This window comes from Marinomonas rhodophyticola, from assembly GCF_026113935.1.
GTDB classification, from domain to species: Bacteria; Pseudomonadota; Gammaproteobacteria; order Pseudomonadales; family Marinomonadaceae; genus Marinomonas; species Marinomonas rhodophyticola.
Genome location: NZ_JAPEUL010000007.1, coordinates 221,932 through 233,501 on the forward strand (window position 1 = coordinate 221,932; position 11,570 = coordinate 233,501).

Consider the following 11,570-nt stretch of genomic DNA (forward strand, 5'->3'; position numbering starts at 1 on the left):
GGGGAACTTAATGACAGTTCAAACCGTAAAGATATTATCCGAGCTGGTTAATACACCAGTCGATAAGCTACTAGCTCAGATGAAAGACGCTGGCCTGCCTCAAACGAGTGCAGGTCAAGAAGTCTCTGAAGTTGAAAAGCAAGCGTTACTGAATTATTTAAAACGTCAGCATGGCGAAGACGGCGGTAGTAGCCAAAGAATTACTCTGCAACGAAAGACAACAAGTACGTTGTCGCGTGATGGCGGAAAAGCGGTTAATATTGCAGTGAAGAAAAAACGCACGTACGTTAAGCGTGATGATTCAGACAGCGAGTCTCAAAAGCAAGAAGAGTTGTTGCTTGCCCAACGCCTTGCTGAAGAGCAAGAACGTTTGGCTGCTGAAGAGCAGGCCCGTTTAGAAGCTGAGCGTAAGATTGAAGAAGAGAAGGCGGCCAAAGCAAAAGCTGAAGCCGAAGCAAAAGCGCGTCAAGACGCAGCGGCAAAAGCCGCCGTAGCGGATGCTGACGCGGTAAATTATACGGAGCAGTATGTTTCCGATATAGGAGCGGCAGAACCCGTGGAATCACCGAAGCAGCCTAAAGCAGCGAAAAAAATGTCTCAACCAGCAATGGACAGTAAAAAATCATCGGTTGCGCCAAAAGGCAAAAAAGGCCCAGTGAGACATGACAACGATAAAGACAAACCTCGTGGTCGTATTAATCCAGATAACAAGCGCACATCACGCGTAAATGTCAATGACGAAGATGAATTCACTCGTCGCGGCAAGTTAGGTCGTAAAAATAAGAAGCCTGCAAAACAAGAGCATGGTTTCCAAAAGCCAACGGCTAAAATGATTCATGAAGTTGCTTTGCCAGAAAGTATCACTGTGGCAGATCTTGCTGAAAAAATGGCAGTGAAAGGCGCAGAAGTTATCAAGGTCATGTTTAAAATGGGCGCAATGGCAACCATTAACCAAACGATTGATCGCGATACAGCAACGCTTGTTGTTGAGGAAATGGGTCATACGGTTAAGCTGATCGACGAAAACGCTGTTGAAAATGACATGATCGAAGCCATTGACTACGAAGGTGAGGCGATTAAACGCGCACCAGTCGTTACCGTGATGGGCCATGTTGACCATGGTAAAACGTCTTTGCTTGATTATATTCGTACTACTCGCGTTGCTGCGGGTGAGTCTGGCGGTATCACACAGCATATCGGTGCTTATCACGTTGAAACACCACACGGTATGATTAGTTTCTTAGATACGCCTGGACACGCGGCATTTACTTCTATGCGTGCCCGTGGTGCGAAAGCAACAGACATCGTTATTCTAGTGTGTGCTGCAGATGATGGCGTTATGCCTCAGACAATAGAAGCCATTCAGCATGCTCGCGCTGCTGGTGTACCTATTGTTGTTGCAATGACTAAGATTGACAAAGAAGGCGCGGATTTAGATCGCGTTAAAAATGAATTGGTCGCACAAGCTGTCATTCCTGAGGAGTGGGGTGGTGACGTACAGTTCGTTGGCGTGTCTGCTAAGACTGGTGAGGGTATTGAAGCACTCTTAGAAGCCGTACTATTGCAATCAGAAGTACTTGAATTAACTGCAGTTCCTAGCGCACCAGCTAAAGGTGTGGTTGTTGAAGCACGTTTGGATCGTGGTCGTGGTTCTGTTGCCACTTTACTCGTTCAAAACGGTACTTTGAAGAAAGGCGACATCGTGTTGGCTGGTCTTCAAATGGGTCGTGTGCGTGCTTTGTTGGACGAAACTGGTAAGACGATTGATTCTGCAGGCCCATCTATTCCAGTTGAGATTCTTGGTCTTGACGGAACGCCAGAAGCTGGTGAAGAGTTTATCGTGGTGGCGGATGAGCGCAAAGCGCGTGAAGTAGCTAACTTCCGTCAAGGTAAATACCGTGAAGTGCGTTTTGCCCGTCAACATTCTGCTAAATTGGAGAATCTATTCTCTGAGATGGGCAAAGACGAAGTGCGTACTTTGAACATTGTTATCAAAGCGGATGTTCGTGGTTCTCTTGAAGCCTTGATTAAATCATTGACTGACATGAACACCGACGAAGTGAAAGTAAACGTTGTCTCTAGCGGCGTTGGCGGTATCACTGAAACAGATGCTACTCTGGCGCTAGCGTCCGATGCGGTTATTTTCGGTTTCAATGTGCGTGCGGACAACTCTGCTAAGCAATTCATTGAACGTGAAACTATTGATCTTCGTTACTACAGTGTTATCTATAACATTATTGACGATGTTAAATCTGCATTGTCGGGTATGTTGTCTCCAGACCTTCGCGAAGAAATCAAAGGTACTGCTGAAGTACGTGATGTATTCCGTTCGCCTAAGTTTGGTCTGATTGCTGGCTGTATGGTGGTAGAAGGTACCGTTTATCGTAGCAAGCAAATCCGTGTATTACGCGATGATGTGGTTATATACGAAGGTGAACTTGAATCTCTGCGTCGATTTAAAGATGCTGTTAATGAAGTTAGCCGTGGCATGGAATGCGGTATCGGTGTTAAAAACTACACTGACGTAAAAGTAGGCGATAAGATCGAGGTTTTTGAAACTATCGAAGTTGCTCGTACGTTATAATAGGACAAGATCATGGCAGGCGAATTTAGTCGTACTAGTCGGATCGGTGACCAGCTCCAAAAGGAGCTGGCGTCCTTGATCCAGTTTGAAGTAAAAGATCCTCGTTTAGGATTGGTTACTGTCAACGAAGTGCGTGTAGCAAAAGATTTAGGCTATGCGGATATTTATTACACCGTACTAGGTAAAGATGATCAGCCAGAAGTATTGGCTGAGAACCAAGCTGCGCTGGATAGTGCAAAAGGGTTCTTGCGTCGTCGTTTAGCACAAGAAGTAAAACTTCGTGTTATGCCACATTTGCGTTTCCACTACGACCAGAGTGTTGTTAATGGTTCGCGTATGTCCGCTCTGATTGACGAAGCCATTCGTGATGATGAGACAAAAAACGGTAACGAAGACGAGTAATAAGTTCGTATGGTTAAAGCAAAATGGCGTTCGGTAGACGGCATCGTCCTACTGAACAAGCCGATAGGTTTAAGTTCGAACCAAGCTCTACAGCGTGTCCGTCGCCTTTATCAGGCGGCAAAAGCGGGACATACTGGTGCGCTAGACCCTTTGGCAACAGGAATGTTGCCACTGTGTCTTGGTGAAGCGACGAAATTCTCGCAATATCTATTGGATGCAAATAAGCGCTATTTAACGTGTATTCAGTTGGGGAAGCGAACCACAACGGGCGATCGTGAAGGAGATGTGTTAACCGAAGAGTTGATTCCGACCCTAACCGATGATTCGCTTGAGGCAATTTTAGATAGATTTCGTGGTGATATTGAGCAAATACCGCCTATGTATTCCGCTTTGAAGCATGAAGGCCGACCTCTTTACGAGTATGCTCGTCAGGGCATTGTTATTGAGAGAAAACGTCGACGCGTCACGGTTTCAAATTTAACCCTTATTTCCAGAACAGAAGACACGCTAACGCTTGATATTCAATGTTCGAAGGGGACGTATATTCGAACCATTGGTGAGGATATTGGAGAAGCATTGGGCTGTGGTGCTCACCTTCATTCATTGCATCGTATTTCGACGGCAGGATACTCGCCTGAAAATATGATGACGTTGGAAGAGTTTGAGTCCATTGCAGAGCAAGGTTATGACGCGTTGGATTCTCATTTGATCTCCATGGATACCGCTGTAGAACACTTCGAAAAAGTGGATTTAGTTGAAGCGGACACTTTGGATATGATGTTTGGTCGGACCATTTCTAGTCCTATTTCATTAGAGCATGAAACTGTGGTGAGGATGTACGATCAAAAATCTCAGCGTTTTTTGGGACTTGGACAGATAAAAGGAGTGTCTATTCGTCCTTATCGATTGGTAAATACTAGCGAGTTCTCTTTATAAATAGCAGTGAGTTCTGCTAAAAAAAGTGCTAAACTTGCTGGCCTAGGATGACTGAAAATATGCTCGGCTATCCTTTACTTTCAATAGCATATTAATTTGGAGATTAAGATTATGGCATTGTCTGCAGAAGCTAAAGCAGCATTGGTTAAAGAGTTTCAAGTAGCGGAAGGTGATACAGGTTCTCCTGAGGTTCAAGTTGCATTGTTGACTAAGAACATTGAAGGTCTACAGGGTCACTTCCAAGCTCATAAACACGACCACCATTCTCGTCGCGGTCTAATCCGCATGGTAAACCAACGTCGTAAGTTGTTGGATTACCTTAAGCGTAAAGATGCAACTCGTTACACTAGTTTGATCAAAAAACTAGGTCTGCGTCGCTAAGACTGAGAAAGGGCCATAAATTATTATGGCCCTTTTTTTATTGGTCTCCCAAGGGACAGCCTGTACTTCATATGCACTTTTCTTCTGCTAGACGAAGAAGCAAAAAGAGTTCATATGAGTACTGGCTTAAAAAGAGGTCTTTGGGAGAAGAAATTTTTTTAATAAAAGGAATACGCGTGAGTATTACGACAAAAACTTTCCAGTTCGGTAATGATACCGTAACGCTAGAAACAGGCCGCATTGCTCGTCAAGCAACGGGCGCCGTACTTTGTACAATTGGTGATGCACAAGTGTTAGCAACGGTTGTTGGTGCGAAAACAGCCACACCTGGTCAAAACTTTTTTCCATTGTCTGTACATTATCAAGAGCGAGCTTATGCTGTTGGTAAAATTCCAGGTGGTTTTTTAAAGCGCGAAGGTCGTCCTTCTGAAAAAGAAACCCTGACTTCTCGTTTGATCGACCGTCCAATTCGTCCATTGTTCCCTAAAGGTTTCATGAACGAAGTTCAAGTTGTTTGTACCGTTATGTCTACGAACACTAATCTAGACGCTGATATCGCAGCTATGATCGCAACGTCTGCTGCTTTGACTATTTCTGGTATCCCATTCAATGGTCCTATCGGTGCGGCTCGTGTTGGTTTTAATGACGAGTCTGGTTACATGCTTAACCCAAATTACTCTGATCTAGAAGGTTCATTGCTAGACATGGTGGTAGCAGGGACAAAAGACGCCGTATTGATGGTGGAATCTGAAGCGCAGGAATTGACCGAAGATGAAATGTTAGGCGCGGTTCTTTATGCGCATAAAGAAATGCAAACCGCGATTTCTGCCATCACTGAATTCGCAGCTGAGTGTGCTAAGCCTCGTTGGGATTGGCAAGCAGAAGAGGCTAATGTTTCTTTGGCTGACGCTCTTCAATCTGGTTACGCGGCTCAAATCGAAGAAGCGTATGGAATCAGTGAGAAAATGGCTCGTTACGCACAATTAGGTGTTGTTCGTGATGCTGCTGTTGCTGCCTTAGTGACTGAAGGCGGTGAGTTTTCTGAAGCGGACGTAACAGGCGCTTTCTCTAAATTAGAAAAACGTATTGTACGTCGTCGCGTTATTGACGGTAAGCCACGTATTGATGGCCGAGACAACAAAACGGTTCGTCCTATCAATGTTGAAGTGGGTATTTTAAACAAAACTCACGGTTCTGCATTGTTCACTCGTGGTGAAACCCAAGCCATTGCAACTTGTACGCTAGGTACGAGCCGTGATTCTCAAATGACAGACGGTTTGACTGGCGAAAGCAAAGACAGTTTCATGTTGCATTACAACTTCCCTCCATATTCTGTAGGTGAATGTGGTCGTATGGGCGGTGTTGGTCGTCGTGAAATTGGTCACGGCCGTTTGGCTCGTCGCGGTGTTCAAGCCGTATTGCCTTCTGAAGACGAATTCCCATACACTATTCGCGTCGTATCTGAGATCACTGAATCTAATGGTTCAAGCTCTATGGCGTCTGTATGTGGTGCGTCTTTGTCTATGATGGACGCTGGTGTACCTTTGAAAGCACCAGTTGCGGGTATCGCAATGGGTCTTATTAAAGAAGATGACGGCTTTGCTGTATTGACTGATATCTTGGGTGACGAAGATCACCTTGGCGATATGGACTTTAAAGTAGCGGGTACTGCAGAAGGTATCACTGCACTTCAAATGGACATTAAAATCGAAGGGATCAACGAAGAGATTATGGACATTGCCTTGAGCCAAGCGCTTGAAGCTCGTACTCATATTCTTCGTGAAATGGCAAAAGTAATTGGTTACGCTCGTCCAGAAGTGTCTCCAAATGCGCCATCTATGGCGACGATTAAAATTGATCCAGAGAAAATTCGTGACGTTATCGGTAAAGGTGGTGCAACAATCCGTTCTATCACTGAGCAGACAGGTGCTTCTATCGATCTAGATGACGATGGTACTGTTCGTATTTACGCCGCTGATAAAGCGTCTTCTGATGCCGCATTGCTGAAGATTCATGAGATCACTGCTGAAGCTGAAGTTGATAAGCTTTACAAAGGTAAAGTGGTTCGCTTAGCGGAATTTGGTGCATTCGTAAATATCTTACCTGGTAAAGATGGTTTGGTTCATATCTCTCAAATCGCTGAAGAGCGTATTCGTGCGGTGACCGACTTCCTTTCTGAAGGACAAGATGTCATCGTTAAAGTACTAGATGTTGATGCTCGTGGTCGTATCAAATTATCTATGAAAGACGTTACGGCAGAAGAAAAAGCCGCTTACACAGAGTAATTTTGTGTGACGGATTGATTAAAAAGGTGCTATTTATTAGCGCCTTTTTTTGTTTTTAATGTTATGTATAGACTAAAATGACAGCATTGTATGGCTGATATTAGTGCTCTATTTGTTGATTGTCTTAGTGAAAATAAAGGAAAAGATCATGATGTTTAAAGTGGTAGGGTTATTAGTGGCGAGTCTTGCGTTGATAGCATGTAGCAAAGATGCGGTGAATACCCCTGTATCGGCGATTCCTGACTGTGTTTTTGCCGATGGCTCTAACCAGCCTGCGCCTGATTGGGTGTGTGGGGCCCTATTGATGGCGTGGCTTTATCGGCTGTTGGATATAGTGAAAAATCCGCTGCAGGGGTGAATTATATGAAGCAGATGGCAGCCACAGCAGCACGAGTTGAATTAGCTCAAGTGCTGAGTATTGATCTGCAAAATATGGTTAAGCAATACGTCGAGACAACGGGGGCTGGCGATTCTGAAACGGTAGACCGTGTGAACAGTGTTGTTACCAAGCAAATTACTGAGCAGCAATTAATCGGCTCAAAAATCATCCGTCAAATGCCAACGCCATCTGGTGGTTTAGTTGTATTAGTGGGGCTGGATCCCGCTCAAGCTCAAGGTGTTGCAGAGAGTATTTTGCGTTCTTCAATGCGAAATGAAGCAGCATTGTTTCAAAAGCTTGAGTCTGAAAAAAGCTTTGATGAACTTGCAGCTGAAATTGCCAAGCGACACGCAAAATAAGGAATAAAAAACACAGTGATGTCGTTAAGTGGACTCACTGTGTTTTTGATAATTGCTAAGACATTATTTCTTCATCAAAAATGGGGGTTGGTTTTTTGTTGCTATCCACAGCAACAAAGTTGAAATGCCCCGTGACCGCTTTTGTGCGTTTGTCGCTGTCGAGTTGTTCTAGAAAAATAGACACTTCTACTTTCAGTGATGTTCTTCCAACATGAACGACGCGAGCAATGAGTTCGACTAAAATACCTGATGGGATGGGGTGTTTAAAGTCAACCTGTTCTGTTGAAATGGTGACCATGGTTTTTCTGGCAAAACGAGTGGCAGCGATATAGGCGACTTCATCCATCCACTGTAGGGCGATGCCACCAAATAAGGTATCGTAATGGTTTGTTGTGGCTGGAAATACCATTTTGGCAACACGTGTCTCCGATATTTCTTCTCGTTTTTGGATGAGTAGTTTATTCATGTTAGTAAAAACCTTTGTTTCAATGATTCTGTTGAGTGGCATTATACTCGTAGGAATGAGTGGTTGTGATACGCGTTTTCAAGGCGAGGATGTTTTATCTCAATATGCAGCAGGTTTAAATCGCTCGCAGTATGTGTCGGTGTCTTCTCCTGCAATTCAAATGCCAGCAAGCCTGCCGTCGCCTCGTCATCGTCAACAAAATCTGACACAATTTGATATTGGTTTATTGGATTATTTGTCTTTACAGCAATGTGATGTTGGTTTTGTCGCAGGAAGAAAGAACAGCATATTAGGTAAAGTGATGCCTGACAGTCAGCGGTTTTTATATGAGCTGGACATTATCCGAGCCATTGAATCGTGTGATATTAAGAACGACACTTTGGCTGAGGAGTTGCATTATATAGCGCAACAGAAACGCCTAGAATTGACGATGGCGTTTGGAAATGCGCTTTTTAATGGTGCGGAAAGTGAGGCTTTTTTTAGCTTATCCAATGGCTTTTTACCGCTGAATTCCTCAACCGCAGATCAGCAAGAATTAATGAACGCCCTTAATCGATTGGTTGTCATAGGTGAGAATCTTGAACGCTTGCCTGTTATTGATGCCAAAGTTTTTGAGGGCGATTTAAAGACTCTTATGGACAGTGAATATGCAGGTAGGTTGTTATATACGATCGTTCGAATAACGGATTACTTAAATCTCATTGCTGGCGAGATTGCTGGTCTTGATCAACAAATGTGTGGTGCGCCAATGGTGTTTTTTAAACAGCAATTTGAAACGCATTATGTAGATATTGTTCAGCCTTATATGGGGCGCATTAATCGTAGTGCGTATCAGGTTTTACCGCTTTTAAATAAGCTATTTGAGTTAAGTGCACCATTGAGTAATGATATGCATGTTTTTTCTCATCAGTTCTCATTAGTGGCTTCAGATAGCCGTTGGCAACATTATCAACAAGCGTCTCAAAGGCATGCACAGCAATGGAGTGCGCTTTTTGGATTGTGCTCCATGTCTATTGGGAGCGAATCTTAAAGGCGGGTATTGAGTTGTCTTTCCAAACTTTCTACGGCGTCATATTGGTAAGCTGGGCCTTCAGCTAAAGGTTCGAAGCTTAATGCTTTTAGTAAAGCTATGTTGGCAATTGGATTCTCTCCAATGCTTTGCGAAAATTGCATTGGGCGCGTTACTGCATGAGGTTGGTGTTGGCTCAACTTATCAGCCGTATCAATCAATGACGGCCCTGGCTGGCTGAATAGGCTCATTAATAAGGCAAAATTGGCATTGCCAGAAACCGGTTGTCCCGCTCGACTACTTTGGGTTACCTGTGTTTCAACAATGTCTCTTATATTCATTTATTTACCTATTAAATTCGCTACGATACGCTATCGGCACGGAGTGATTTTTCTTAAGAAAACAAAGAATTAATTAGAATAACGAAGCGTTTTTCTTTGGCTGATGGTTAATTGGGGTTTTTTATGCTGTTGAGATGGCAAATTTTCTTCAACGTATAGCTCAAATTGTGTAAGCATCGTACTATAATGCATTGCAGATCAATAATGTTTTAGGATCTGCTGCTTTCTATTCAGAGAAGTGGGCCGCTTACTGTTGGTGCGGTGGGGCATAATGCATGCATGATATTAACGAACTGATCGACAATGTTAGACGCAATGAAGAAATTGCACGCAAGTTCTTTGAGATAGAGCGCTGTATTCTTTCGATTGGTCGTTGTGACCAGTTTGTTTCTACCTTAACAAAAGAAGTGCAAAAGCAATTTAATGTGCCCTATGTATGGGTGAACTTAATCAATGAAGCGCCCTTGTCCCATCTCATAGAAAGCCTAGAGAAAATGCCTGATTTACGTGATCGGGTATTGTTTACTAGACGTCGATCTATGATTGATATTATTAAAGCCAGTAATAAAACGGTATTAGTAAATACAAATCTGAGTCGTTGTTGGGAGATCATTCCGACTGTTTATCGTGATATTATTTCTTCTGTGGCAATTTCTCCGCTGACGATTGACGGTGAGTTAGTTGGTCTGTTTTGTCAGGCCGACTCGGACAGCACTCGTTATGATGCGATGACCAAAGACACTTTTTTACTTGACCAGCTTGCCATCAAAATTTCAATCTGTCTCAGTAACGTGACAGCAAGAGAGAAGCTTGAGTATTTAGCTACTCGGGATCCGTTAACCGGCCTATTAAATCGTCGGCAGCTTGAGTTGATGTTGGAGCGTGAGTTTGCTCGGTCTAAGTTACAAGAGCGTGATCTGACGGTTGTATTTATCGATTGCGATGCTTTTAAGTCGATCAATGATACCTTGGGACATAATTGTGGCGATGAGGTGTTAGAATACATTGCCAAGCGGTTGTTAAAATATGTTCATAAGCAAGGGTTGGCGTTTCGTTTTGCTGGCGATGAATTTGTGTTTGTGATGCTTGGTAAAAGTTATGAGCAATCCATTATGGTTGCTGAATCCATTCAGGAATACCTTCAATCTAATCCATTAAGGTATAAATCGAATCTTGTGCCGATTACGATCAGTTATGGTGGCGCCAGTGTAATGTCTGATAGGCCAAATAACTACAAGCACCTGCTAAAAATAGCGGATGAGCGTCTTTATGATTATAAAAATAACCGTAAAAGATTAGTGCCGACTAAGGTATTTAAATTTTTAAACAGACTCAGGTAGAATTGTAATTTTATTACATTCTGGCGACTGTTTTTTCAGGGTTGCGGTATTTTTCCCCTCAATTTTGTTGTAAAATTTCAAAAAAATTAAATAGGGTTCGTCTATGTCCCATGCTTTAATCGCCGATCTTGGTGGAACGAATGCACGTTTTGCTTTGGTTCCTATCCATCAGTATGAGCCTCTTGAAATTAGAGTGCTCCCTTGTAAGAATTATGCCAATTTTTTCGACGCTGCGGCCGATTATATAGAGCATTGTAGTGTTGATATGGAAAATATTGACGCTGTCGTTCTTGCCATTGCAGGTCCTGTCAATCAAGCGGTTATACGCTTTTCTAACAATCCTTGGCATTTTACTCGTGCCGAAGTGCAATCTTATTTTGGTGACGATAAACCCGTTGCCTTGCTCAATGACTTTGATGCTGTGGGTTACAGCTTAGAGGTTTTACCTAAAAGCGATATGGTGGTGTTGGGTGAAAACGCCACAGTGGATCCAAAAGCACCATGCTGGGTAGTAGGAGCGGGAACTGGGTTAGGTATTTCTTGTGTTGTACCTCAAGACAACGGCCCTAATATGGTGTTGCCTGGGGAGGGTGGACATGTGGATTTGTCTGCTTGTAATGACCTCGAAGACGATATTTTGAAATTCTTACGCACTCGTCATAAACGCGTGTCGGCGGAGCGTGTGCTATCGGGAATGGGTCTTGAAAATATATACGAGGCTATGGCGCAGCGACAAGGGATTGAAAAACGTTTAACAGCACCTGAAATTGGTGATGCCTTAAAGGAAGGTAACGACCCTATAGCCAAAGCTGCACTAGAACAGTTCTTTGTGTTTCTTGGGCGAGTGATTGGTGATCTTGTCCTATCGGTTGAGTCCCGTGGTGGTGTTTATATTGCAGGGGGGATTGTGCCACGTTATGTTAATGAAATCCTGAAAAGTGGTTTTCGTGACGCAATGCAAGATAAGGGGCGCATGAAAGAATTTGTCTCACCTATTCCGACGTTTGTCGTAATGTCTGAATACCCAGGGCTGATGGGATGTGCTTGTTATGCGTCTCATCTTGTGTCGAAAGCCTAAATAGTTGGAG

At 43.5% G+C, this 11,570-nt stretch carries 12 protein-coding genes; 10 read left to right on the forward strand and 2 right to left on the reverse strand.

Annotated elements, in window-relative coordinates; translation table 11 throughout:
• The first annotated feature begins 10 nt into the window (after positions 1–10).
• The 7 genes from infB (at position 11) to ONZ52_RS09560 (ending at position 7,326) form a co-directional block, all read left to right on the forward strand.
• On the forward strand, positions 11–2,584 hold the full coding sequence (gene infB / locus ONZ52_RS09530) for a translation initiation factor IF-2 (RefSeq protein ID WP_265218378.1): 2,574 nt from the start codon (positions 11–13) through the stop codon (positions 2,582–2,584).
• A 12-nt stretch (positions 2,585–2,596) separates the two neighbouring features.
• The gene (gene rbfA / locus ONZ52_RS09535; RefSeq protein ID WP_012068746.1) at positions 2,597–2,986 is read left to right on the forward strand and encodes a 30S ribosome-binding factor RbfA; all 390 of its coding nucleotides are present in this window, start codon (positions 2,597–2,599) and stop codon (positions 2,984–2,986) included.
• Positions 2,987–2,995: 9 nt separating this feature from the next.
• Positions 2,996–3,922 (forward strand): tRNA pseudouridine(55) synthase TruB, encoded by a 927-nt coding sequence (gene truB / locus ONZ52_RS09540; protein WP_265218379.1) that lies wholly within the window; start codon positions 2,996–2,998, stop codon positions 3,920–3,922.
• Positions 3,923–4,033: 111 nt separating this feature from the next.
• Complete coding sequence (gene rpsO / locus ONZ52_RS09545) at positions 4,034–4,303, forward strand: 30S ribosomal protein S15 (protein WP_265218380.1); 270 nt, start codon at positions 4,034–4,036, stop codon at positions 4,301–4,303.
• Between the two features lie 176 nt (positions 4,304–4,479).
• Entirely contained in the window at positions 4,480–6,588 is a 2,109-nt protein-coding gene (pnp, locus tag ONZ52_RS09550; protein ID WP_265218381.1) for a polyribonucleotide nucleotidyltransferase, read from the forward strand.
• A 148-nt stretch (positions 6,589–6,736) separates the two neighbouring features.
• Positions 6,737–6,946: a hypothetical protein gene (locus ONZ52_RS09555; protein ID WP_265218382.1), complete on the forward strand. Its 210-nt coding sequence runs from the start codon at positions 6,737–6,739 to the stop codon at positions 6,944–6,946.
• A 5-nt stretch (positions 6,947–6,951) separates the two neighbouring features.
• Complete coding sequence (locus ONZ52_RS09560; RefSeq protein ID WP_265218383.1) at positions 6,952–7,326, forward strand: LPP20 family lipoprotein; 375 nt, start codon at positions 6,952–6,954, stop codon at positions 7,324–7,326.
• Between the two features lie 55 nt (positions 7,327–7,381).
• Here the strand turns inward: ONZ52_RS09560 and ONZ52_RS09565 are convergent, their stop codons facing one another.
• Entirely contained in the window at positions 7,382–7,792 is a 411-nt protein-coding gene (locus ONZ52_RS09565) for an acyl-CoA thioesterase (RefSeq protein ID WP_265218384.1), read from the reverse strand.
• Between ONZ52_RS09565 and ONZ52_RS09570 the strand changes: the two genes are divergently transcribed.
• Complete coding sequence (locus tag ONZ52_RS09570) at positions 7,791–8,822, forward strand: DUF3080 domain-containing protein (RefSeq protein WP_265218385.1); 1,032 nt, start codon at positions 7,791–7,793, stop codon at positions 8,820–8,822. The genes ONZ52_RS09565 and ONZ52_RS09570 overlap by 2 nt on opposite strands.
• Here ONZ52_RS09570 and ONZ52_RS09575 read toward each other — a convergent pair.
• Positions 8,819–9,142 (reverse strand): hypothetical protein, encoded by a 324-nt coding sequence (locus ONZ52_RS09575; protein WP_265218386.1) that lies wholly within the window; start codon positions 9,140–9,142, stop codon positions 8,819–8,821. The two genes, ONZ52_RS09570 and ONZ52_RS09575, sit on opposite strands and share 4 nt — an antisense overlap.
• 275 nt (positions 9,143–9,417) lie before the next feature.
• Here ONZ52_RS09575 and ONZ52_RS09580 point away from each other — a divergent pair, with 275 nt between their 5' ends.
• Entirely contained in the window at positions 9,418–10,482 is a 1,065-nt protein-coding gene (locus ONZ52_RS09580; protein WP_265218387.1) for a GGDEF domain-containing protein, read from the forward strand.
• A gap of 103 nt (positions 10,483–10,585) precedes the next feature.
• Positions 10,586–11,560 (forward strand): glucokinase, encoded by a 975-nt coding sequence (glk, locus tag ONZ52_RS09585; RefSeq protein ID WP_265218388.1) that lies wholly within the window; start codon positions 10,586–10,588, stop codon positions 11,558–11,560.
• The last annotated feature ends 10 nt before the right edge of the window (positions 11,561–11,570 follow it).